Source organism: Aestuariivita boseongensis, assembly GCF_001262635.1.
In the GTDB taxonomy this organism is placed as follows: domain Bacteria; phylum Pseudomonadota; class Alphaproteobacteria; order Rhodobacterales; family Rhodobacteraceae; genus Aestuariivita; species Aestuariivita boseongensis.
Genome location: NZ_JXYH01000054.1, coordinates 1 through 24,325 on the forward strand (window position 1 = coordinate 1; position 24,325 = coordinate 24,325).

A 24,325-nucleotide genomic window follows, 5' to 3' on the forward strand; every position below is an offset into this window, starting at 1 on the left:
TCGTTGCCATGCGCCAGCGCGCCGATGCCCGCCATCACGGCAGACCCGGCCCCGCCCGAGGAACCCCCGGCAGACAAATGCTTGCCCCAGGGGTTGTAGGTGCGTCCGTGAAGCGGGTTGTCGGTATCGGCGCGGAAGGAAAATTCCGGCGTGTTCGTGCGCCCGATCACGATGGCGCCCGCCGCCTTGAGACTGCGCACGACAGGCGCGTCATCCGGCGCGATCAGGTCTTTCAGCGCGGGCACGCCGTTCGAAGTGGCGTGACCGGTCTGATCGACATTGATCTTAATGGTGACGGGCACTCCGTGAAGCGGCCCCTTCGGCGCGTCGGAGCGATCCAGCGCCGCCGCGTCAGCGCGCGCCTCGTCTGCAAGGGATTCGACCACGGCGTTGAGCGCAGGGTTTGCTTCGTCCATCCGTGCCAGTGCGGCCTCGGTCGCGTCAGTCGCGGTGATCTGGCCGGAATGGGTGGCATGGGCGATCTCGGTCGCGCTCCACTGCCAGATGGGTTTGGTCGCCATGTCTCGCTCTCCCTGTCCTGATGCGGCGAAGGTACCTGCAGTGGCGCGGGACGCAAGCGGCTTTGCGGGTCAGTCGAGCGTGTAAAGCTCCTGCCGGTCGCGCACGCCGCGCAGGCGGTACTGGCCGACGGAGACCAGCGCCGGGCGGTCTTGGAGCACGGGCTGCGCGACGAGGGACGAAATCAGGATCTGCTGGTCCAAAGCGCTGCACATGCCCAGAATGCGGGAGGCCGCGTTCACCGCCGGGCCGATCACGGTGAAATCCAGCCGCGACGGCGCGCCGATATTGCCGTAGAGCACTTCGCCCGCATGGATCGCCGCACTGAAGCTTGTGACGGGCAGGCCTTCCTGTTCCCGTTCGGCGTTGAGGCGCGCGACCTCTTCCCGGATGGCTGTGATCGCGTCGATGGCGGCAAGGCGGCTTTGCCCGTCGCCCAGTTCGCTGAACATCGCCAGAAGCCCGTCGCCCATGAATTTCAGGACATTGCCATCATGGGCGTGAACGATATCGACCACTGCCCCGAAATAGGCGTTCAGCATGTCGATCAGGATTTCGGGCTCCAGTGCTTCGGAAAGCTTGGTAAACCCTTGCAGGTCGAAATAAAGGATGGCTGTCTTGATCTTGTCGAGCGAACCGCGCGAAACAGCCCCGGAAATCACCCTGCGCGCCGCGTCTTCGCCCAGATAGGCGGCCAGAAGGTCGTCGGCCATTTGCGCCATGCCGTTGGACTTCAATGCCAGGGCAATGGCGGGCAGCAAGCGGCGAATGGCATCGAGATCGGCATCCGAGAATCCCTCGGGACCATCCGCCGTCCAGGATATCATCATGCCGCTGGTCGGCGGTGTGTCACCCGATTGTGCGGTGACATTGGGTTCGAATACCACCTGCGTGGCGAAATAATCGGTGGCGCCCTGCTCAACGAGCTCTTCGAACATCGGGAAGGGAAACGGGCGGTTCTCAGGCATCAGGCGGTGGCGCAACTCGAAGCTGTCGCTTTCCATCAGTGCCTTGAGCGGGCTGGCCCCCCAGCCGTAATCGACGTTGTAGACCGTGTTCCGCTGATACTCTTCGCGCTGGATACCGCTGACGCGTTTCCATCTATAGGCGAAGGCACCGATCTCGGGGTGCAGCGTGCGCATGGAGAAATTCACCCGCGAAAGCGGGACGCCCGCATTGACCAGCCGTTCGCACATCTGGACCAGAAGCGGTTCGAAATGGGTGCCATAAAGGCCCTGCTGCAACACCCAGGTAATGATCTCGTCTATGGCGATCAATTCTATGCGGCGCGTGTCTGACAATCCTGGGGTCCTTGCATGGTGCAGGCCCCACCTTAGCGGAACAGAAACTGTGCGTCTTGGTTTTCCGGGGAGGAGTCGGTCACTCCAGCGTGAAGAGCTCTTGCCGGCCCCGCACGCCGCGCAGGCCATACTGGCCCAGCGACAGCAGGCGGGGATATGTCTCAAGCGCCGGTCGTGCCACCGCCTCGGAGACAAGGATGCGCCGGTCAAGCGCCTTGCACATCTCAAGCATGCGCGCGGCGATGTTGACCGCAGGACCAATCACCGTGAAGTCCAGCCGTTCAGGTGCGCCGATATTGCCGTAAAGCACCTCTCCGGCATGCAGAGCAGATGTGAAGCCTGTCGCGGGCAGGCCTGCGGCCTGACGCTGGGCGCTGACATCATTGACCACCACTTCCACATCACTCACGGCATCAAGTGCATGCATCCGCCCCATGCCTTTGCTGCCGTCGGAAAAAATCGCAAGCAGCCCGTCGCCCATGAATTTCAGAACCTGCCCGCCATGCCGTTCGATCGTGGGCACGATGGCCGCGAAATAGTCGTTGAGCATGGCGATGATGTCCTGACCGGGCAGGCGTTCGGAAAGTTCGGTGAAACCCGAGAGATCAAGATAGAGGATGGCCGTCTGCAGGCTGGTGACCGATCCGTGTCCGATCTCGCCCGAGAGCACCCGGCGCCCGGCATCCGCACCCAGATAGATGGCCAGCAGATCGCGCCCGACGCGCTGGGCGGTCTTGGCGGCAAGGGCCAGCGCAAGGGGCGACATCACCTGCCGCAACGCCGCCAGATCCGTGTCGGAAAACCCCTCCGCCGCGTCGCTGACCCATGAGAACCGCACCGTGTTTCTGGGCTGGTCGGGGTCTGCCGCATCCGGGCCGGTGCCCGGATCAAAAGAGATGGCCGCAGCGAAATAATCGGTGCCGCCCTGTTCGCGCAATGGCCCGAACATGGCGAACGCGTCGGGCTGGCTGGTGTCGGACAGGCTGTGGCGCATCTCGGTCAGGCCGGCGCGATGCATGTGATAATAGGGGCTGCCGGTCCATGCGACTTCCAGACTGGCATTGTCGAAAACCTCGCATTCGGCGCCTTGCAGGCGGTTCCAGCGATAGGCCAGTGCCCCGTGCAGCGGATGAATGGGCCGGATCGCGACATTGGCGCGAAAGACACTCACGCCAGCGTTGTTGAGGCGCAGGCATATCCCTTCAACCAGCGCCTCGGGTGCGATATCGGTCAGGGCCTGATCCGTCACCCAATGAGAAATCTCGGCGATGGTCGGATCAAGGGTCACCGTGCTTAGCCTTTCGCATAGCCTATGGTCTGCAACGCCTCGCGGATTTCATCGAGGATAGCGGGATCGTCGATGGTCGCGGGCATCTTGAAGTCTTCGTTATCGGCGATCTTGACCATCGTGGCGCGCAGGATCTTGCCCGAGCGGGTCTTGGGCAGACGGTCCACCACCACGGCCAGCTTGAAGGCGGCCACGGGGCCGATCTTGTCGCGGACCATTTTGACGACCTCGGACGTGATTTCGTCATGCGGGCGGTTGCAGCCGGTGTTCAGACACAGGAACCCGACAGGCATCTGGCCCTTGAGCTGATCGGTCACGCCAATCACCGCGCATTCGGCGACGTCGGGGTGGCCTGCCAGAACCTCTTCCATGCCGCCGGTCGACAGGCGGTGGCCCGCGACGTTGATCACGTCATCGGTGCGAGCCATGATATAGAGGTATCCGTCCTCGTCGATCATGCCGGCATCTCCGGTCTCGTAATACCCGGGGAAGGTGTTGAGATAGCTTTTCCTGAAACGGTCTTCGGCATTCCACAGCGTGGGCAGCGTGCCCGGCGGCAGCGGCAGTTTCACCGCGATGGCGCCCAGTTCGCCCGCAGGCAGCGGGTGGCCCGCGTCATCAAGGATCTGGACGTCATAGCCCGGCATCGGCACCGCGGGGGAGCCGATCTTGACCGGCAGGGCCTCGATCCCGGCGGGCATCCCGGCGATGGTCCAGCCGGTCTCGGTCTGCCACCAATGGTCATAGATCGGCTTGCCGGTCACGGCCTGCGCCCATTCGATCGTATCGGGATCGGCGCGTTCGCCGGCCAGATAGATCGCGCGCAGGTGGCTTAGGTCGTACTTGCCGACCAGTTCGCCCTTGGGATCATCGCGTTTGACCGCGCGGAAGGCGGTGGGCGCGGTGAAGAAGCTGGCGACTTTGTGTTCTTCGATCACACGCCAGAATGTGCCTGCATCCGGCGTGCCCACGGGTTTGCCTTCGAAGACGATGGTGGTGTTGCCGTGGATCAGCGGGCCATAGCAGATATAGCTGTGGCCCACGACCCAGCCCACGTCAGACGCGGCCCAGAAGGTTTCGCCGGGGTTGACGTTATAGATGTTCTTCATCGTCCAGTTCAGCGCCACCAGATGGCCACCGGTGTGGCGCACCACGCCTTTGGGCGCGCCGGTCGTACCCGAGGTGTAAAGGATATAGGACGGGTGGTTGCCTTCAACCGGCACGCAAGGCGCAGGCTCCACGCCCGCCTGGAAGCCGTGCCAATCCACGTCGCGGCCTTCGGTCAATTCGGCGACTTCCTGTTCGCGCTGGAAGATCACGCAGAAGTCCGGCTTGTGATCGGCCAGCTCGATCGCGCCATCAAGAAGGGGTTTGTAATGCACGACCCGCCCCGGCTCCAACCCGCAGGAGGCGGCGATGATCGCCTTGGGCTGGCAATCGTTGATGCGCACGGCCAGTTCGTTTGCGGCGAAGCCACCGAACACGACCGAATGGATCGCACCGATGCGACCGCAGGCCAGCATCGCTTCCAGCGCTTCGGGGACCATGGGCATATAGATGATCACGCGGTCGCCCTTGGTCACGCCCTTGGCCGCCAGCGCACCAGCAAGGGAGGCGACGCGGTCGCGCAGTTCGGCATAAGTGATCTTGTGCTGGGACTGGGTGATGGGGCTGTCGTGGATGATGGCCACCTGTTCGCCGCGCCCGGCTTCCACATGGCGGTCCACCGCGTTCCAGCAGGTGTTGACCATGCCGTCGGCGAACCATTCATACAGGCCGTCGCCCTTGTCGGTCAGTGCCTTTGACGGGGCCTGATCCCAGTCGATGGCTTGCGCCGCCTCCATCCAGAATGCCTCCGGGTCTGCTTTCCAGGCTGCATAGACGTCTTTGTAGGTCATGGCGGTATCTCCTCGTCCCATCCTCCACTTTGCGGGATAGGGAAGCGAAGGTGAAGCGGGCAAGAGGGGAGGTGGACGTCGCGTCAGAATATCGCAAGAGCTTTGCAGGATTCACGAGAAATGCTCTGCAAACTTTTGCAAACTTTCTCTTTTGTCTTTCAATTTTGGAAAGAAACGACGGGTTTGCAAATTTGTGCAAATTCGGCTGAACGGACGATGATTCGGGGCAGATCTGTCTTGGGCTCGCTCGCCAGACGCGCCGATGCAGGAATTCGACCTGCGCGATGACGAATTCTGACGATCGCTACGGGACGGGCCGTGATATCAGTGAATTCAGGCGTGGGCATCGTGCCCAAGCCGCGTTCTACGGAGCATGCCATCATGGCAACCACCAAGAAGAAACCGTCTGCCCCTGGCAGCAAAACCGTCAAGAAGTAAACCGATTTCCCTCGGGCCGCCGGAGGGGGGTCCTTCCGGCGGCAGTGAGGTTCAGCCGTATTGCGCCACCGGCGTGCCGGCGATGGCGCTCATGTTCAGCAAGCCTCGCGCGGTGATCGACGGCGTCACGATATGGGCGCGGTTGCCCATGCCCATCAGGATCGGCCCCACCTCCAGCCCGCCCGCGCGCATTTTCAGAATGTTGCGCACGCCCGATGCGGCGTCTGAATTGGCAAAAACCAGCACATTCGCGGTGCCTTCCATGCGGTTTCCGGGGAAGATGCGGTCGCGCAGCTCGGGGTCGAGCGCTGCGTCGATATGCATTTCACCCTCATAGCAGAAATCGCAGGGGCTGTGGTCGAGGATCTCGATCGCCTTGCGGGTGCGGCGGCCTGAATCCGTATCCATATTGCCGAATTGCGAATGCGAGCAGATCGCGATGTTGGGCACCAGACCAAAGCGTTTGACGTGACGCGCCGCGCCAATGACGGTTTCGGCCAGCTGTTCCGGCGTGGGTTCGGGATGAACCTGTGTATCGGCAATGAAAAGCGGCCCGTCTTCAAGGATCATCAGCGACAGCGCGCCCACCGGGTGCAACACGTCCGAACCAAGGATCTGCGTGACATAGTTCAGATGCCACAGGAACTGTCCGAAGGTGCCACAGATCAGGCTGTCGGCCTCGTCCCGGTGCACCATCACCGCGCCGATGGCGGTGGTGTTGGTGCGCATCACCGCGCGGGCCAGATCGGGCGTGACGCCACGGCGGGCCATGATGTCGTGATAGGTGCCCCAGTAATCCCGGTACCGTGGGTCGCTTTGGGGGTTCACCACCTCGAAATCCATGCCGGGGCGGATATTCAGCCCATAGCGTTCGCAGCGCTTTTCGATCACGTCGGGACGGCCGATGAGGATGGGTTTTTCCGTCGTCTCTTCCAGCATCGCCTGGGAGGCGCGCAATACACGTTCATCCTCGCCTTCGGCGAAGACGATCCGGCGCGACGCGGTGGCGGCAGCCTCGAACACGGGCCGCATGATCAGGGCGGATTTGAACACCGACCCGTCAAGACGGCGTTTATAGGCGTCCATATCCTCGATCGGGCGGGTGGCCACGCCGGTGGCCATGGCGGCCTTGGCCACGGCGGTGGACACGACGCCGATCAGGCGCGGGTCGAAGGGTTTCGGGATCAGGTAATCCGGCCCGAAGGTCATCTGTTCGCCCTGATAGGCAGCCGCCGCTTCGGCCGAGGTCGTGGCGCGGGCCAGTTCGGCGATGCCGTCGATGCAGGCCAGTTGCATCTCGTCATTGATTTCGGTGGCGCCCACATCCAGCGCGCCACGGAAGATGAACGGGAAGCACAGGACGTTGTTCACCTGGTTCGGGAAATCGCTGCGGCCTGTGGCCATGATGGCCTTCGGGGCCACTTCGCGGACTTCGTCGGGCAGGATCTCGGGCGTGGGGTTGGCGAGCGCGAAGATGATCGGGCGGTCCGCCATGCGGCCCACCATGGATTGCGTCAGAACCTTGGGACCAGAGAGGCCCAGGAACAGATCCGCCCCTTCGATCACCTGATCCAGCGTGCGCAGGTCCGTCTTTTGCGCGAACGCGGCTTTCTGGGGGTTCATATCCTCGGTCCGGCCCTCATAGACCAACCCGTGAATATCGCAGAGCCAGACGTTCTCGCGCTTCAGCCCCAGTTTCAGCAGCATGTTCAGACAGGCAATGCCCGCCGCCCCGCCGCCGGTGGAGACCACCTTGATATCTTCGAACTTTTTACCTGCCACATGGAGCGCGTTTTTCGCCGCTGCCCCCACGACGATGGCGGTGCCGTGCTGGTCATCATGGAAAACGGGAATGTTCATCCGTTCGCGGCAGATCTTTTCCACGATAAAGCAGTCCGGGGCCTTGATGTCTTCAAGGTTGATCGCGCCAAAGGTGGGTTCCAATGCGCAGACGATCTCGGCCAGCTTTTCGGGGTCGGACTGGTCAAGTTCGATATCGAAGCAGTCGATATTGGCGAATTTCTTGAACAGAACCGCCTTGCCCTCCATCACCGGTTTCGAGGCCAGCGCGCCGATATTGCCAAGGCCCAGCACGGCCGAACCGTTGGAGACCACCGCCACCAGGTTGCCGCGCGCGGTGTAACGGGCCGCGTCAGAAGGATCGTTCTTGATTTCGACACAGGCTTCGGCGACGCCGGGGGAATAGGCCCGCGCCAGGTCGCGGCCGTTGGCCATGGGTTTGGTCGCGCGGATCTCAAGCTTTCCGGGTTTCGGATGCTCGTGATAAAACAGCGCGGCTTGCCGCAATGACTGGTTGTCGGACATGGTTAGCTCTCCCCGGAAAAACTAGTTTAGCGTTAAACTATTTCTCAGACAGGTGGAAGGCACCCTTGCGATCCTCAGCGTGCATCAGTGTCGCAGGCACGATCTTGCAGAATCTTGGGGGCAGGGCCACTCTGTCGGCTCAAGAGGGAATATACATGTCTGACACCAAAGCCGAAATCCGTCTGCCCACTCAGGAACTGCGCGACGATATCCCGTTTTTCACCAAGGAACTGGGGATGCGGTTGGATATGATCTATCCCGCTGACGACCCGCGGATCGCGGTCTTTACCGGACATGGACTGCGGATCCGGGTGGAAAAGGATGCCCCGGAACAGCCCGGCACGATCCGTATTCTGACGGATAACCCGGACGGGTTCGCGGATGGAAAGCGCGCACTGACAGCGCCCAACGGCACCCGGATCGAGATTGATGAGCTGAACCCGCCGCTGGTGATGCCCGAGACGGTGCACAGCTTTGTCGTGCGCCGTCTGGCCGATCAGGCCCCCTGGATCATCGGGCGGGCGGGGATGCATTACCGCGACCTGATCCCCGACCGCCTGGGCGGCGCGATGATCGCAAGCCACATTCGTATTCCCGATGGCGGGCCGGTTCCGGACATGGTGCATTATCACAAGGTGGGCTTTCAGCTGATCTTCTGCATCCATGGCTGGGTCGATGTGCTCTATGAAGATCAGGGCGGCCTGTTGCGGCTGAATGCGGGCGATTGTTTCATCCAGCCGCCCGAGATCCGGCACAGGGTGATGGAAGCCTCAGACGATCTGCAGGTGATCGAGATCGGCGTGCCTGCGGAACACGTGACCAAGATCGACCATGATATGGAACTGCCCACACCCAACCTGCGTCCCGACCGCGAGTGGCAGGGGCAGCGGTTCGTGCACAATCTGGCTGAAGGGGCGGAGTGGAAGCCCTTCCGCCTGCCCGGCTATATCAGCCGCGACACGACGATTGCGGAAAACACCAAGGGCATGGCCGGTGTGCAGGTGATCCGCCGCGGCAAGGGGGAGCCCGCCTGGACCACCCATGACGTGGACATTCACTTTACCTTTGTCATGCAGGGCACCGTTACCCTGGAAGGCGAGGGGCGCGAGCCCTACGCGATGGAGGCGGGCGATGCCTGCGTGATCCCGCCGGGGATGAAAACGCGGTTTGCCAACCCGTCAGAGGATATCGAGATGCTGGAAGTCACGCTGCCCGGCACCTTCAGGACGGAGATTGTGGGATGAGCTTGAAAGCCGCCGCCGCAGCCGTGCGCAGGAATGCCCACGCGCCCTATTCCAATTTCCAGGTGGGGGCTGCGATCCGCGCGGCCTCGGGCACGGTGTATGTGGGCTGCAACGTGGAAAACGTGGCCTATCCCGAAGGCACCTGTGCCGAAGCCGGCGCGATTGCCGCCATGGTCGCCGCTGGAGAGACGAAACTGACCGAGGTGTATGTGATCGCGGGCAGCCCGATGCCCGTGTCACCTTGCGGCGGGTGCCGTCAGAAACTCGCCGAATTCGGCGCAGGCGAGGTGCCGGTCACAATGGGCACCACCGCGAATGACACCGAATGGCACATGACGCTGTCCGAACTGTTGCCGGGTGCGTTCAACAAAGATCACATGGACGGCGCATGAGCGATGCGCGGGCCATTATCGCCCAGCTGAGACGGGGGGAGGAGCCTTCCGCCGAAGATCTGGCGTGGTTTGCCCAAGGGCTGGCCGATCAGGGCGTGAGCGACGCGCAGGCCGGGGCCTTTGCCATGGCGGTCTGCCTGCGCGGCCTGAGCGAGGCCGGGCGCACCGCGCTGACGCTGGCCATGCGCGACAGTGGCGATGTGCTGCACTGGGATATGGACGGGCCAGTGATCGACAAGCATTCCACCGGCGGTGTTGGCGATTGCGTGTCGCTGTTGCTGGCACCGGCTTTGGCGGAATGCGGGGGCGTGGTGCCCATGATCTCAGGCCGCGGGCTGGGGCATACGGGCGGCACGCTTGACAAGCTTGAGGCGATCCCGGGGCTGGTCACGCAGGTCTCGCCCGACCGGCTGCGGGATATCCTGCGCAAGACCGGATGCGCGATCGTCGGGGCCACGGCCAATATCGCGCCTGCGGACAAGCGGCTTTATGCGATCCGCGATGTGACGGCGACGGTGGAAAGCCTGGATCTGATCACCGCGTCGATCCTGTCGAAAAAGCTCGCTGCGGGGCTGGAGGCGCTGGTGCTGGACGTGAAAATCGGCTCGGGCGCGTTCATGAAAACCGCGGACGAGGCGCGGGCACTGGCCACGGCGCTGACCGATACGGCCAATGCGGCGGGCTGCAAGACCACCGCCGTGATCACCGACATGAACCAACCGCTTGCGCCGGCGCTTGGCAATGCGCTGGAGGTGGCCGAGGTAATGCGCGTCCTGACCGGGGAAGCGACAGGGCCGCTGGTCGAAGTCACCGCCGCGCTGGGCGGTGTGCTTCTGGCCAATGCCGGGCTTGCGCCGGATGTGCAGGACGGGGCCGACATGATCGTGGGCCAGCTGCGCGATGGCCGGGTGGCCGAACGGTTTGGCCGGATGATCGCCGCCATGGGCGGCCCGGTGGAGTTTGTCGAGAACTGGCCGCGTTTCCTGCCCGAGGCCAATGTGATCCGCGAAATCGCCGCGCCCCATGACGGCATCGTTCAGTCCATAGACGGGGAGGCCTTGGGCCTTGCCGTTGTGGGCCTTGGCGGCGGGCGGCAGGTCGAGGCGGATGTGGTCGACCCGTCGGTTGGCCTCTCCGACGTGGTCCGGCTGGGCGCGCGCGTGACAAAGGGTCAGCCGCTGGCGGTTGTCCATGCGGTGCGCGAGGACGCGGCGCGCAAAGCCGAAGCAGCGGTCCGCGCGGCGATCCGGCTGGGCGCTGGCGCGCCGGATATCCCGCCGCTCATTCACGAAAGGATCGGCTGATGCCGCGCGCCTTTCTGATTGTGATGGACAGCGTCGGCATTGGCGGCGCGCCCGATGCGGGCGCGTTTTTCAACGGTGATGTGCCCGACACCGGGGCGAATACCCTGGGCCATATCGCCCAGGCGCGCGCGGCAGCCGGATCGCCCCTGCAGATGCCCAACCTCGCGCGGTTGGGTTTGGGCGCAGCGGTCCGGTTGGCATCCGATGTGGATGCGCCGGGGCTGGGTTCGGACACGCTCACCGGGCTTTACGGTGCTGCAACCGAACTGTCGCCGGGAAAGGACACGCCTTCGGGCCATTGGGAACTGGCAGGTCAGCCCGTGCCCTGGGATTGGCATTACTTCCCCGATACCACCCCCGCCTTCCCCGATGATCTGAGCGCTTTCGTGGCCCGGGCCGCCGGGACGGATGGGATCCTGGGCAACTGCCATGCCTCGGGCACCGAGATCCTGAAACAGCTTGGGGCCCGGCATATGAAAACGGGCTGGCCGATCTGTTATACCTCGGCCGACAGTGTCTTTCAGATCGCCGCCCATGAAGAGATGTTCGGGCTGGACCGGCTCTTGCAGCTTTGCGCCACCATCGCCCCGCGCCTGCACCAGATGAAAGTGGGCCGCGTGATCGCGCGGCCCTTCGTGGGCTCTGCCGAAAAGGGCTTTACCCGCACCACGAACCGCAAGGATTTCGCCATCGCGCCGCCCAGCCCGGTGCTGACCAACTGGGTGCAGGATGCGGGCCACAGAGTGATCGGCGTGGGCAAGATCGGCGATATCTTTTCGATGCAAGGCATCGATGAGCTGCGCAAGGGCGATGACGCCACGCTGATGCGTCATCTGGCCGATCTGGTTGAAGACGCCCCCGATGGCGCGCTGGTCTTTGCCAATTTCGTGGAATTCGACAGCCTATATGGCCACCGCCGGGATGTGCCGGGATATGCCCGGGCGCTGGAGTGGTTTGACGCGGAAATCGGGCAGATCCTACCCCGCCTGCGCGAGGGGGATATCCTGATCCTGACCGCCGATCACGGCAATGATCCGACATGGCTTGGCACGGACCACACGCGCGAACGGGCGCCGGTCTTGGTGGCTGGTCGCGGAGCGGGATCGCTGGGGCAGGTGCGCTTTGCCGATGTGGCCGCCAGCGTGGCCCATCATCTGGGGGTTCCGTCACAAGGGCCCGGGCGCAGTTTTTTCTGATCTTGCGCTTGCGCGCCTCACGGCGCAAAACCGAACCGAACAGGAGGACTGATATGGCCGAGCATCTGACAATCGTCGACCACCCGCTGGTGCAACACAAGCTGACCCTGATGCGGGATCACAGAACGCCCACGGCCGTTTTCCGCCAGCTTCTGCGTGAGATCAGCCAGCTTCTGGCCTATGAGATCACGCGCGAATTGCCGATGACTACAAAGGCCATCGAAACCCCGCTGCAAGAAATGGACGCACCGACGCTTGCGGGCAAGAAACTTGCACTGGTGTCGATCCTGCGCGCAGGCAACGGTCTTCTGGATGGTGTGCTTGAACTGATCCCCTCGGCCCGGGTGGGGTTCGTGGGGCTTTACCGCGACGAAAAGACCCTGCAGCCGGTGCAGTATTACTTCAAGGTCCCCGACGGTCTTGAGGATCGTCTGGTCATCACCGTCGATCCGATGCTGGCCACGGGAAACTCGTCCGTCGCGGCGATTGACCTTTTGAAGCAGGCAGGTGCCACGAATATCCGCTTCATGTGCTTGTTGGCCGCACCGGAAGGGGTGGCGCGCATGAAAGAGGCGCATCCGGACGTGCCGATTTTCACGGCCGCGGTCGACCGGAACCTGAACGAGCATGGCTATATCGTGCCGGGTCTGGGCGATGCCGGAGACCGGATGTATGGCACCAAATAACTGTTTCTAAACGCTTTACGCAGCGTTTCTTTTCAGGCATCTTGTCCCTACATCCTGTGGGGGCATGTGATGATATATACCAGAATTATTGCGGTCAGCGTTGCTCTGGCCAGTGTGAGTTTGGCCGGGCTTGAGGCGCAGACGCTGAACCAGAACCCGGTCCCGGCAGAGTTTCCGCCAGCCTCCTTCACAGGCAGCCAGTATGTCGACAGCAAGGGCTGTGTGTTCATCCGCGCCGGCATTGACGGCAATGTGACCTGGGTGCCGCGCGTGTCGCGCAACAGGCAACAGGTGTGTGGCGCGCGCCCGTCTTTAAGCGGCGCGCAGGCTCAGACAGCGACGGCTGCACCGGTCGCACCCGAAGTGGAACAGATCGTGCCGCGCAGCACCGCTGCGGCACCGGCACCCGCGCCAACGCCTGCGCCTGCACCCACGCCGCGCGTGGTGCGCCAGGCCGCGCCGTCGCCTGCGCCGGAACCGACCGTGGTGTCACGTCCCGCGCCCAGCCCCGCGCCCGCGCCCAGGCAGACACAGGCGGCAGCGACGACCACAACCGTGCCGCTGTTGCGGCGGGTAACACCTGCTGCACCGTCCCCGGCGCCCGAGCCCACTCTTTGGCAGAACCCCGCGCCACGCGCGGCGGCACCCGCACCAGCGCCAACGCCTGCACCGGCACAGGGGCAAACCGTCAGGACGCGAACCAGCGCGTGCCCCGATGCCTCGCCGTTTTCGCAGCGATATATCAACAGCGGCAAACGGCACGCCGTGCTGTGCGGTCCGCAGGCGGAGTCGCCCGTCAACCGTCCTGCGGGATCGGCCGCAGCCGGATCAGACGGTGGCGTGCGTATCCTGCCCACCCATCTGGTCGACAGCCGTGTCGGAATGCGCGATGTGCAAATCCCCAAAGGATATGAACCGGTGTGGGACGACAACCGTCTGAACCCGCTGCGGGCCGAGCAATCGGTCGAGGGCTATCAGCAGTCGCAACGCACCGTCACGGCGGAGGTGCCGCGACAGCAGGCGTCGGTCAGCAATTCCCAGCGGATCAAACAGCCGCGCATCGTTTCGCAGGCGCCCGTCAAGACGCGGCCGGTGCAGTTCGTCTATGCCTCGACCAGCAGTGGCACGGCGGCCAAGGCGGAACGCGCGCCCAAGGCAGTTCCGGCGGTGCAGATCTTCGTTCAGGTCGCGCAATTCAACGATGCAGCGCAGGCCAGGGCCAGCGCACAGCGCATGGCGCGCACGGGCGTTCCCACGCGCATGGGCAAGAAAGTGCGCGGCGGTACAGCCGTTCAGCTGGTGCTGGCGGGGCCATTCACCTCGCGCAGCAACGCCCGGAAAGCGGTTCAGGCCGCGCGGCGGGCCGGTTTTGCCAATGCGGTGGTGATGAACTGAGGCCGGGCCTCAGCTCTCGCAGATGGATTGCAGCACAAGCCAGTTCCGGTCCGACAGGACCGGGCTGGGCGCGGTGCCGGCCATCGGATCAGCCTCGATCAGGCCAAGGGTGCTTTCGCCGGTGATATCGCGCGCATAGGCATAAGGCGTGCTGCGCAGTTGAGCCTTTTCAAACGCGGCGAGGATCGTCTCGTCACTGGGCATCGGGCGCGGGCTGACGAGAACGCTTTGGGCATAGCGGTCCAGCGTTTCCGGGGCGAGGGTCCCGGTGGTGATCAGCCGGAATGATGCGCGCACGCCGCTTTTCCTTAACAGATCGGCAAGCGGATCTGTTTGGGCGGCGCGCAGGCGTTCGGTCAGGATATACCCGGCGGCGACATCGGGGTCTTCGTGATCTTCGATGATTGCCCGGTTCAGTACGATCAGATCGCCGGGCAGGGCAAGGCTGTCCTGCACGCCTGCGGGCATCACCACCAGTCTGCGTACCCCGGTCCGGGTGGCCAGCCTGTCAAGCACGGGCAGGGCAGAGGGCGCGGCGCAGGCAGGCCCGGCCACACGGGTGATACGTGTCAGAAGGTCCTGTCCGATTTCCTGCCGGGTGATATCGGGCACCACGCTAAGCGTATGGCGCATCATCGCGCCGGGCAGCCAGAAGATCGCCAGAAGCGCCACCGCCAGACAGGACGCGATGACCGATAAAAGCCGCAGCCGTCCGGGCCGGGGTCGCGACCGGGAAATGGCACCGCGCAGCTTTTCGATGGCGCGGATCATCTCGTCTTCGTCGGCGCCCAATTCCAGCGTCTCGCCCGGATCGCCATCTGGGTAATAGATGGCAGGCCGGATGCCAGGGTTTTCGCGTTCGACGGCCGCCAGGGACCAATGGGTGAGGGGTTGGTCCTTGGTGTCTGTAATCACCAGTGTGGCATCGCCGATGGATATCACCACCTCGCGCCGCTGCTCACCCGGAGCGGGGCGCCAGAGGCCGCTGGCCTCGAGCCGCTGATATTTCTTGAGCGCTGTCATCGCTGGGCTGCTCTGCCTCGGTCTTTGAGCAAGGATAGCTTATGGCCCATGCAGCCTGCAACGACGAACCTGTGACGGTTGGGCGCGCGGGGCGCCCAAAGAGCCGTATTTGGAAAGAGAAGAAGGGGGCAGGGGCGCGGATCACTCCAACGCCTGAGCCACCTTGCGCAGTTCGAATTTCTGGATCTTGCCGGTGGAGGTTTTGGGCAATTCCTGGAACACGACCTTCTTTGGGGTTTTGAAGCCTGCCAGTGTCTCGCGTGAGAAGGCGATCAGGGCGGCTTCATCCGCTTCGGCCCCGGGTTTCAACTCCACAAAGGCGCAGGGCACTTCGCCCCATTTCTCGTCGGGTTTGGCGACCACGGCGGCGAGGTTCACGTCCGGGTGGCCCATGAGCACGCCTTCGACCTCGACCGAGGAGATGTTTTCGCCGCCCGAAATGATGATGTCCTTGGCGCGGTCGGCGATCTGGATATAGCTGTCGGGGTGTTGCACGGCGATATCGCCGGAGTGGAAATAGCCGCCTTTGAAGGCTTCTTCGGTGGCGTCGGGGTTCTTGAGGTAGCCTTTCATCACCGAATTGCCGCGCATGACAATCTCGCCTTGGGTTTTGCCGTCCATCGGGATCTGCGCCATGGTTTCATCCAGCACGGTGATATGTTCCATCATCGGCATGGCCACACCCTGACGCGCCTTGATGCCCGCGCGGTCATTGCCTTTGAGGTCGGACCAGCGGCTGTCGTCCCACAGGCATTCCGTGACATGTCCATAGGTTTCGGTCAGCCCGTAGACCTGCGTGACGTTGAAGCCCATCGGTTCGATCTTGGCCAGTGTGGCCGGGGCCGGGGGGGCGCCGGCTGTGAAGACCTCGACCGTGTGATCGAACGGCGCGCGTTCTTCTTCGGGCGCGTTGACGAGCGTGTTCAGCACGATGGGGGCACCGCCCATATGGGTGACGCCTTCATAGGCGATGGCGTTGAAGATATTGGCGGCGGTGATGTCGCGACAGCAGACGATTGTGCCGCCGAGCATGGGCATCATCCAGGTGTGGTTCCAGCCATTGCAATGGAACAAGGGCACGATGGTCAGGTAAATCGGGTGCATCACCATGCGCCAGGACACGACCGTGCCCATGGTCATCAGATAGGCGCCGCGATGATGGTAGACCACGCCTTTGGGCCGTCCGGTGGTGCCGGAGGTATAGTTCAGCGCGAGGCTTTCCCATTCATCTTCGGGCATGATCCAGTCGAATTCTGGATCCCCTGTGGCCAGCAGATCTTCATAGGTCAGGTGGCGACCGGTGGCGGGGAAACCTGCATGGGGATCGGCGACCTCGACAATCAGCGGCGGGGTGTCTTGTGCGGCGGCGGCCTCTTCGGCCAGTTCGATGAACTGGGTGTCGGCGAGGACGACCTTGGCCTCTCCATGCTCGAAGATATAGCTGACCGTGTCCAGATCGAGCCGGATGTTGATCGTGTTCAGAACGGCCCCGCAGGCGGGCACGCCGAAATGCGCCTCAGCCTGGGCGGGGATGTTGGGGAGCAGGGTTGCCACCACGTCGCCAGGGTTGACGCCTTTGGCTTTCAGCGCCGAGGCCAGCTGCGAACAGCGCGCGTAATATTCGCCATAGGTCTTGCGATGATCGCTATAGACCACGGCCATGTGATCCGGAAACACCAGTGCCGCGCGGCGCAGATGCGACAGCGGCGTCAGCGGCACGTAATTCGCAGCCCGTTTCCCCAGACCGGTTTCGTCAGACATCCACCCCATTTGAATTTCCCCCCGTGAATCATTCTGGTATCGCTCGACCCAAGATAATGGGTCGCGACCCCAGGGATGGAAAGGGCAAAGGTGCAAGATATCGCTACCAAACCGGTGTCAGCGGCACTTTTCATGGTTGGGGCCATGCTGATCATCGGGGCGATCGACAATGTGATCGTCCTCTTGGCCGAAGAGATCGGCTTGTGGCAGTTCCATTTCACACGCGCACTGATCGCCATTCCTCTAGTGATCGGGCTGTCTTTGGTGGGGTTGGGCACGGTCCGTCCGCGCAGGTGGTGGGCGGTTGCGGTGCGGTCGGGGCTGGTGGGCACGTCGATGCTCTTTTACTTCAGCGCGCTTGCCCTGATGCCGATTGCGCAGGCATTGGCGGGTTTGTTCACCTCGCCCATCTTCATCCTGATCATCACGGCCTTGGTGCTGAAACAGCGGATCGGGCCGTGGCGTATTCTGGCCGTAGCCTTTGGGTTTGCGGGCATTCTGCTGGTTCTGCAGCCTGATCCGCAGAATTTCAGCTGGATCACGTTTCTGCCCGTGGCCGGCGGATTTTTTTATGCCCTCAGCGCGATTTCAACCCGCACGCTCTGCGCCGGGGAAAGCACGGTATCGCTTTTGGCGGGCATGTGGCTGACTTTGGGCACAATGGGCGCTGTCGGGCTGGTGGTTCTGTCGATCTGGCCGATGGAGGCTGCAGCAGGTCCAGACGGCTTTGTCACACGCGGCTGGACCTGGCCCATGTGGCACGCAACGCCTTATGTGATCTTGCAGGCCTTTGGGTCGGTGGCCGGGGTGTTCATGATCATCAAGGCCTATCAACTGGGCGAGCCGTCCTATGTGTCGATCTTTGAATATTCGGTGATGATCTTCGGGCCCCTGTATGCGCTGGTCCTGTTTGGTCAGACGATGGACGGGGTTCAGCTGGTGGGGATTGGCCTGATCATTCTGGCCGGTGCGGTCATCGCGCTTAGATCGCGGGAGGGGGCGGGATGATCGTCTCGAAAGGCCGGGGATACGTCTTTGTGCACATCCCGAAGACGGGCGGCACGGCCATGGCGCTCGCGTTGGAGGCGCGGGCGATGAAAGACGATGTGATGATCGGCGACACGCCCAAAGCGCTGAAGCGCAGGCGTAAGGTGGATGCGAGCAAGGCTGCGGGGCGCGTGTGGAAGCACGCGACGCTGGCCGATATCGACGGGCTCTTTTCGGTTGCGGAAATTGAGGCGCTGTTTGCCTTCACGCTGGTGCGCAACCCATGGGACCGGGTGGTGAGTTATTACCATTGGCTGCGCGAACAGAGCTTTGATCACCCCGCTGTTGCGCTTTCGAAAGCGCATGATTTCGCGGGATTTCTTGGGCAAGCGCAGATCCAAGAGAGCCTGCGGGCAAGCCCTTATGCGCAGTACATGACCCGCGCGGATGGGGTGGAGCAGTGTCAGGCCTATGTTCGGCTGGAGCATCTGGCTGAAGACTTGCAGCCGGTGGAGGATCATCTGGGGTTCCGGTTGGAAATGCCGCATGCGAACCGGTCGGACCGGGATGCTGGGTATCGCGGCTATTTCTCGGATGAGACCGCCGCGATCGTGGCGGATGTCTGTGCCCCGGATATCAAGCGCTTTGGCTATACGTTCTGAGGCGCACGCATTTTCGAAAATGCGTGGATCAGGCCGTTCGAACGGCCTGATCCGGTGTGTTTTGCCTTACGCGGCTTTCGCTTCCGGTGCGAACCGCCCGTAAAAGCTTTCGCCTTTTTCGGCCATCTCGCGCAGAAGCGCGGGGCATTCGAACCGGTCGCCAAATTTGGCTTGCAGCTCATCGCATTTCGCAGCCGCCCACTCTGCGCCCACCATGTCGATCCACGACAAAGGACCGCCCGACCACGGCGCAAAGCCCCAGCCCAGGATCGCGCCTACGTCGCCTTCGCGGATGTCCATCAGCACACCTTCCTCGACCGCGCGGACGGCTTCCAGGACCTGCACGAACAACAGACGGTGCTGGACTTCGGTCAGCTCGGGCTGCTCGTCCAGCAACGGGAACTTGTCGTTGAAGCCCGGCCAATAGCCGATGCGCTTGCCCTTTTCGTCATAGTCGAAGAGACCCGCCTTCGCCTTACGGCCCAGACGCCCCTCATCGACCATCCAGAAGGTCACGTCATCGGCGACGGATGCAGGATAGGCATTGCCCATCGCCTCTTTCGTGGCCTTGGCGATCTTGGCGCCCAGATCCAGAGAGGTTTCGTCCACCAGCTGGATCGGCCCCACAGGGAAGCCCAGCATTTGCGCCGCGCGGTCGATCAGCGCGCGGCTGACGCCTTCGCCTGCCATCCGCAGACCTTCGTTGATGTAGGGGATGATGCAGCGGTTGGCATAGAAGAACCGCGCGTCGTTCACCACGATCGGGGTCTTGCGGATCTGGCGCACGTAATCCAGCGCCTTGGCCACGGCACGATCACCGGTTTCCTTGCCCTTGATGATCTCGACCAGCAGCATTTTCTCAACGGGTGAGAAGAAGTGAATGCCGATGAACTGCTCGGGCCGGACGCTCGCCTTGGCCAGGTCCGAGATCGGCAGGGTCGAGGTGTTGGAGGCAAAGATGCAGTCCTCGGGAATGATCGCCTCGACCTTCTTGGTCATCTCCGCCTTCACGGCGGGGTCTTCGAAGACCGCCTCGATGATCAGATCGCAGCCTTTCAGGTGATCCAGATCAGGGGTTGCCGTGATCAGGCCCAGCATCGCCTCTTTCTTCTCGGGCGTGACCTTCTTGCGGGCGATGCCCTTGTCCAGATAGGCCTCGGTATAGGCTTTGCCCTTGTCAGCGGCTTCCTGATCGCGGTCGATCAGCACGACCTCCATGCCCGCTTGGGCCGAGACCAGCGCAATGCCCGCGCCCATCATGCCCGCGCCCAGAACGCCCAGCTTCCTGACCTTCTGATCCGGAACATCGGCGGGACGCACGGCACCTTTTTCCAGCGCTTCCTTGTTCACGAACAGCGACCGGATCATGGCCGAGGAGGACGGGTTCATCAGGATATGCGTGAACCAGCGCGCCTCGATCCTCAGCGCGGTGTCGAAATCGACCAGCGCGCCTTCATAAATCGCCGACAGCATCGCCTTGGCGGCCGGGAAGGCGCCTTGGGTCTTGCCGTTCACCATGGCCGAGGCGCCCACGAAATTCATGAAACCGGCAGGGTTGTAGGGCGCGCCGCCGGGCATTTTGTAACCCTTCGCGTCCCAGGGTTTCACCAGATCGGCGTCGGTGGCGTTCAGCACCCATTCCTTGGCTGCAGCCAGCGGATCTTCGACAACCTCGTCGATGATGCCCGCGGCTTTGGCCTTATGCGGGTCAACCAGCTTGCCTTCCATCAGGAAGGACGACGCGCCCATCAGACCCAGCTTGCGGATCAGGCGGGTGGTGCCGCCCGCGCCGGGGAAGATACCGACCATGATTTCAGGCAGCCCAAGGCGCGCCTTGGGGTTGTCGGCCACAAAGATGCGGTGCGTGCACAAAGGCAGCTCAAGGCCAATCCCGGCACCGGTGCCGGGCATCGCGCAAGCAATCGGCTTGCCGCCCTTTTTGGTCTTGGGATCCATGCCCGCCAGTTCGATTTTCCGCATCAAGCCATGCATCTGCATGATGAAGCCAAAGAGGCCCTCGGCCGGATTGTCGCCCACGCTTTCGCGGATATCGGCCAGCACGTTCAGGTCCATGCCGCCCGCAAAGCTGTCGGGCTTGCCCGAGGTCAGGACGATGCCTTTCACGGCGTCATCGGCCAGCGCGTCGTCGATCAGGTCGTTGAGTTCCTGGGGCCCTTCGGCGCTCAGTACGTTCATGGATTTGCCCTGGACATCCCAGGTGATGATGGCGACGCCGTCGTCGCCCTTGGTCATTGTAAAATCGGTCATATTCTTGATCCTTTGAATGGGGCTCAGACGCGCTCGATGATGGTCGCGGCACCCATGCCCGACGCGATGCAGAGCGTCGCGAGGCCGGTTTCCTTGTCGGTCCGCTCCAGCTCATCCAGAAGCGTGCCGATGATGATCGCGCCGGTGGCGCCCAGCGGGTGGCCCATGGCGATCGAGCCGCCATTGACGTTCACCAGGTCCGGATCGACGTCAAAGGCCTGCTGGAAGCGCAGCACGACCGAGGCGAAGGCTTCGTTGACCTCGAACAGATCGATGTCGCCGATATTCATCCCGGATTCCGCCAGGATCTTCTCGGTCACCGGAACCGGACCGGTCAGCATGATGGTCGGATCGGTGCCGATCTTGGCGGTTTGACGGATGCGAGCGCGGGGCTTCAGGCCCCATTTCTCGCCGAATTCCTTGTTGCCGATCAGAACGGCCGCCGCGCCATCCACGATGCCCGAAGAATTGCCCGCGTGGTGGATGTGGTTCACCTTTTCCAGCTCGGGGTATTTCATCAGCGCGACCTTGTCGAAGCCGGGCATCTGTTCGCCCATCATCTGGAAGGACGGATTAAGCGCGCCAAGGCTTTGCATATCGGTGCCGGGGCGCATGTATTCGTCGTGATCCAGGATCGGGATGCCGTTCTGGTCTTTCACGGTGATGACCGATTTGGAAAATCGGTTGTCATCCCACGCGGCCTTTGCCCGGCGCTGGGACTCAACGGCCAGCGCATCGGCCTGATCGCGGGTGAACCCGTATTTCGTGGCGATGATGTCTGCCGAAATGCCCTGCGGCACGAAATAGGTGTCCATCGCCAGCGACGGATCAACAGCAATGGCCGCCCCGTCCGAGCCCATGGCCACGCGGCCCATCATTTCCACGCCGCCCGCGATATAGGCATCGCCGGCGCCGCCCTTGACCTGGTTGGCCGCCAGGTTCACCGCTTCCATTCCGCTTGCGCAGAAGCGGTTGATGGCAAGACCCGGGATCGATTCATCCAGATCCGAGGCCAGCACGGCCGAGCGCGCCAGACAGCCGCCCTGTTCCATCACCTGGGTGACATTGCCCCAGATGACGTCTTCCACGGCATGACCGTCAAGGTTGTTGCGCTCTTTCACCGCGTTCAGGGTCTGGGCGCTGAGCCGCAGCGAGGTCACCTCGTGCAGGCTGCCATCTTTGCGGCCCTTGCCGCGCGGCGTGCGCACGGCGTCATAGATATAGGCTTCGGTCATTCTCGGTCTCCTTCTCAAGCGCGGTCAGCAGGGCTGCCGGGCATCAGATCGTAAGGGGCTTTCCAGCCCGGTTTTTCGGACAAACGCGTGAGCCACGCGTCGATATTGGGCCACTCCGTCCGGTCGAAACCGAACGGTTCGGGGTAATAGAGGTATCCACAGCAGGACAGATCGGCGTTGGTGACATCGTCGCCCACGATCCAGTCGCGGCCTTCCAGATGAGCGTTCAGGGTCGCATAAGCGGCCTTGAGGCGGCCTTGGTTGAAGGCGATCACCTCTTTGGGCTGTTTGTCTTCCGGCAGGAAGTTCATCAGAAAGCGCGTCATCCCGGCCATGGAGGACAGCTTGTGATTGTCCCACAGCACCCATCGGAACGCTTCGTAATTATCCGCATGGGTCTTCCCGCCGAACTTGCCGGATTTCTCGGTCACGTAGGCCTGGATCGCGCCGGATTGGCTGGTGCGGAAATCGCCGTCGATCAGCACGGGCGCTTCGCCCATCTCGTTGATATTGGAGCGATATTCCGGCGTGCGGGTCTCGCCGCCGAAAAAATCGACATGCACGGGCTCCCAATCCAGGCCCGAAAGCTCGAGCGCCAGCGCGGCCTTGTACGAGTTTCCGCTTTCACCGAAGCAGTAGAGTTTGATGGTCATGGCCTAGACCTCCGTTGTTGTGCCTGTGGCAAGCCGCTCGTGTCCGTATTTGGAAAGAGAAGAAGCAGGGGTTTCGCCTCTCTGGTAACGGCGCGTTAACCTTAATGGGGTGTAACCGCAGGCGCGGTACAGGCTGCCGAGCCGATGGCCGTAAGAGGAGAAGCTCCGCCAGCCGGGTTGAGTGCCGCCTAGCGAGATCGACTGAGGTTGGCGGAGTGGACCGTCCTGCATCTTCTTCTCTTTCCAAATACGGCACACGACGCCGACGCTGTCCCGACGCTGCCGGTTAAAGCGACCGCGCGATGAGTTCCTTCATGATTTCGTTCGTGCCGCCATAGATGCGCTGCACACGGGCGTCCGCCCACATCTCGGCCACGGCGTATTCCTGCATGAAGCCGTATCCGCCATGCAGCTGAACGCATTCGTCCAGAACTTCGCCCTGCGTGTCGGTCAGCCAGTATTTGGCCATCGACGCCTTCTCCGAAGTCAACTCGCCGCGGATATGCTCGGCGATGCATTGATCAAGGAAGGCCCGCGCCACGGCGGTTTTGGTTTTGCATTCGGCCAGTTTGAACCGGGTGTTCTGGAACTGGGTCAGCGGGCCGCCAAAGGCTTCGCGTTCCTTGCAATAGGCGATGGTGCGTTCCACAGCGCCTTCCATGGCGCCCACCGCGCCACAGGCGATGGCAAGCCGTTCCTGCGGCAGTTGCTCCATCATCTGATAGAACCCGCGTCCCTCTTCACCACCCAGAATGTTTTCCGGCGGGATCTCGATATTGTCGAAGAACAGCTCGGACGTGTCCGCCGCATGCAGCCCCACTTTCTCCAGATTGCGTCCGCGCTGGAAGCCTTCCGCGCCGTCGGTTTCCAGAACGACCAGTGACACGCCCTTCGCGCCCTGGCTGGGGTCGGTTTTGGCGGCGACGATGATCAGGTTGGCGTGCTGACCGTTCGAGATGAAGGTCTTCTGCCCCGACAGGCGATAGGCGTTGCCATCCTTGACCGCCTTAGTCTTGATCCGTTGCACATCCGATCCGGTTGACGGTTCGGTCATCGCCAATGCGCCCACCATCTCGCCCGTGATCAGCTTGGGCAGCCAGCGCTGTTTCTGTTCTTCGGTTCCGTATTGCAGGATGTAATGCGACACGATCGGCCCGTGGATCGGGTACCCCCAGGAGGCGATATTCGCGCGGCAGCTTTCGATCATGATGGCGGCCTCATGGCCGAAATCGCCGCCCGGTCCGCCATATTCTTCGGGGATCGACGGGCAGAGCAGGCCCAGCTCACCGGCCTGCGCCCAGATCTCGCGGTCCATTTCGCCCTGTTTGCGCCATTTCTCGAATTTGGGCGACCATTCCTTTTCGATGAATTGCCCGGCCATGTCCGAGAGCATGCGATGCTCTTCGGTCATCCAGGTGGAGTTGGCGGAAAAGAAGTCTTTCATGGCTCTCCCTCGCGAGTCGCTTATCGTTTGCGGGCATCCAGATCGGCATTGAACAGCCGCAACCGGTGGCCCAGGTTTTCTTCGTCTGTCACGCTGTCGAAGTGTTCAAAGAGGAACGACAGCGCTTCGCCTTCATCCAGACCGGCTTCCGATGCAAACCGCTTGAGCCTGCGATAACCGTCTTCGGTCATTGCGGCGTTGAAGCGGCGGGTCAGTCGGAAGCGTTTGGGCATTTTAACCCTTTATTAACAAATGCTTAGGTTTCGCATGCGAAACCTCTGAGTCAGCGCGGCGGGACATGTCCCG

The 24,325-nt window shown here is 62.6% G+C and carries 20 protein-coding genes; 8 read left to right on the forward strand and 12 right to left on the reverse strand.

Translation table 11 applies throughout. The annotated features are described in order from the left end of the window. From TR61_RS16580 to TR61_RS16600, 5 genes are all read right to left on the reverse strand, one after another. Positions 1 to 521: amidase family protein (locus TR61_RS16580; protein ID WP_245626911.1), on the reverse strand; the 521-nt coding region annotated here is incomplete at its 3' end. A gap of 69 nt (positions 522 to 590) precedes the next feature. Then, positions 591 to 1,820: an adenylate/guanylate cyclase domain-containing protein gene (locus TR61_RS16585; protein ID WP_050931644.1), complete on the reverse strand. Its 1,230-nt coding sequence runs from the start codon at positions 1,818 to 1,820 to the stop codon at positions 591 to 593. Between the two features lie 79 nt (positions 1,821 to 1,899). Beyond that, positions 1,900 to 3,108 (reverse strand): adenylate/guanylate cyclase domain-containing protein, encoded by a 1,209-nt coding sequence (locus TR61_RS16590; protein WP_050931645.1) that lies wholly within the window; start codon positions 3,106 to 3,108, stop codon positions 1,900 to 1,902. Positions 3,109 to 3,113: 5 nt separating this feature from the next. Further along, positions 3,114 to 5,006, reverse strand: coding sequence for a propionate-CoA ligase PrpE (prpE, locus tag TR61_RS16595; RefSeq protein ID WP_050931646.1), 1,893 nt, complete (start codon positions 5,004 to 5,006; stop codon positions 3,114 to 3,116). A gap of 489 nt (positions 5,007 to 5,495) precedes the next feature. Next, positions 5,496 to 7,769, reverse strand: coding sequence for an NADP-dependent malic enzyme (locus TR61_RS16600; RefSeq protein WP_050931647.1), 2,274 nt, complete (start codon positions 7,767 to 7,769; stop codon positions 5,496 to 5,498). Between the two features lie 155 nt (positions 7,770 to 7,924). On the opposite strand from TR61_RS16600, the gene TR61_RS16605 reads away from it, so the two are divergent. The 6 genes from TR61_RS16605 (at position 7,925) to TR61_RS20520 (ending at position 13,986) form a co-directional block, all read left to right on the forward strand. Then, positions 7,925 to 9,013, forward strand: coding sequence for a cupin domain-containing protein (locus tag TR61_RS16605; protein WP_050931648.1), 1,089 nt, complete (start codon positions 7,925 to 7,927; stop codon positions 9,011 to 9,013). Next, on the forward strand, positions 9,010 to 9,405 hold the full coding sequence (locus TR61_RS16610; protein ID WP_050931649.1) for a cytidine deaminase: 396 nt from the start codon (positions 9,010 to 9,012) through the stop codon (positions 9,403 to 9,405). Before TR61_RS16605 ends, TR61_RS16610 begins: the two co-directional genes overlap by 4 nt. Beyond that, positions 9,402 to 10,709 (forward strand): thymidine phosphorylase, encoded by a 1,308-nt coding sequence (locus TR61_RS16615; RefSeq protein ID WP_050931650.1) that lies wholly within the window; start codon positions 9,402 to 9,404, stop codon positions 10,707 to 10,709. The genes TR61_RS16610 and TR61_RS16615 overlap by 4 nt, the downstream gene beginning before the upstream one ends. Further along, positions 10,709 to 11,905 carry a phosphopentomutase gene (locus tag TR61_RS16620; RefSeq protein ID WP_050931651.1) on the forward strand — a complete coding sequence of 399 codons (1,197 nt, stop codon included), beginning with the start codon at positions 10,709 to 10,711 and terminating at the stop codon, positions 11,903 to 11,905. The genes TR61_RS16615 and TR61_RS16620 overlap by 1 nt, the downstream gene beginning before the upstream one ends. 53 nt (positions 11,906 to 11,958) lie before the next feature. Next, positions 11,959 to 12,591, forward strand: a complete 633-nt coding sequence (gene upp / locus TR61_RS16625) for a uracil phosphoribosyltransferase (protein WP_050931652.1) — start codon at positions 11,959 to 11,961, stop codon at positions 12,589 to 12,591. Positions 12,592 to 12,660: 69 nt separating this feature from the next. Next, complete coding sequence (locus TR61_RS20520) at positions 12,661 to 13,986, forward strand: SPOR domain-containing protein (protein WP_050931653.1); 1,326 nt, start codon at positions 12,661 to 12,663, stop codon at positions 13,984 to 13,986. A gap of 9 nt (positions 13,987 to 13,995) precedes the next feature. Here the strand turns inward: TR61_RS20520 and TR61_RS16635 are convergent, their stop codons facing one another. Together TR61_RS16635 and TR61_RS16640 are read right to left on the reverse strand one after the other, a co-directional pair. After that, a complete protein-coding gene (locus TR61_RS16635) occupies positions 13,996 to 15,009 on the reverse strand; it encodes a hypothetical protein (protein WP_050931654.1) in 1,014 nt (337 codons plus the stop codon). Positions 15,010 to 15,150: 141 nt separating this feature from the next. Continuing rightward, positions 15,151 to 16,779, reverse strand: a complete 1,629-nt coding sequence (locus tag TR61_RS16640; protein ID WP_050931655.1) for an AMP-binding protein — start codon at positions 16,777 to 16,779, stop codon at positions 15,151 to 15,153. Positions 16,780 to 16,860: 81 nt separating this feature from the next. Between TR61_RS16640 and TR61_RS16645 the strand changes: the two genes are divergently transcribed. Together TR61_RS16645 and TR61_RS16650 are read left to right on the forward strand one after the other, a co-directional pair. Beyond that, a complete protein-coding gene (locus TR61_RS16645) occupies positions 16,861 to 17,778 on the forward strand; it encodes a DMT family transporter (protein ID WP_245626912.1) in 918 nt (305 codons plus the stop codon). Then, positions 17,775 to 18,419: a sulfotransferase family 2 domain-containing protein gene (locus TR61_RS16650; protein WP_050931657.1), complete on the forward strand. Its 645-nt coding sequence runs from the start codon at positions 17,775 to 17,777 to the stop codon at positions 18,417 to 18,419. Before TR61_RS16645 ends, TR61_RS16650 begins: the two co-directional genes overlap by 4 nt. A 66-nt stretch (positions 18,420 to 18,485) precedes the next feature. Here TR61_RS16650 and TR61_RS16655 read toward each other — a convergent pair whose 3' ends face one another. From TR61_RS16655 to TR61_RS16675, 5 genes are all read right to left on the reverse strand, one after another. After that, positions 18,486 to 20,687 carry a 3-hydroxyacyl-CoA dehydrogenase NAD-binding domain-containing protein gene (locus tag TR61_RS16655; protein WP_050931658.1) on the reverse strand — a complete coding sequence of 734 codons (2,202 nt, stop codon included), beginning with the start codon at positions 20,685 to 20,687 and terminating at the stop codon, positions 18,486 to 18,488. 23 nt (positions 20,688 to 20,710) lie between these two features. After that, complete coding sequence (locus TR61_RS16660) at positions 20,711 to 21,922, reverse strand: acetyl-CoA C-acetyltransferase (protein ID WP_050931659.1); 1,212 nt, start codon at positions 21,920 to 21,922, stop codon at positions 20,711 to 20,713. A 14-nt stretch (positions 21,923 to 21,936) separates the two neighbouring features. Continuing rightward, complete coding sequence (locus tag TR61_RS16665) at positions 21,937 to 22,575, reverse strand: glutathione S-transferase family protein (RefSeq protein ID WP_050931660.1); 639 nt, start codon at positions 22,573 to 22,575, stop codon at positions 21,937 to 21,939. Between the two features lie 286 nt (positions 22,576 to 22,861). Continuing rightward, a complete protein-coding gene (locus TR61_RS16670; RefSeq protein ID WP_050931661.1) occupies positions 22,862 to 24,019 on the reverse strand; it encodes an acyl-CoA dehydrogenase family protein in 1,158 nt (385 codons plus the stop codon). 20 nt (positions 24,020 to 24,039) lie between these two features. Next, a complete protein-coding gene (locus TR61_RS16675) occupies positions 24,040 to 24,252 on the reverse strand; it encodes a hypothetical protein (protein ID WP_050931662.1) in 213 nt (70 codons plus the stop codon). Between the last annotated feature and the right edge of the window lie 73 nt (positions 24,253 to 24,325).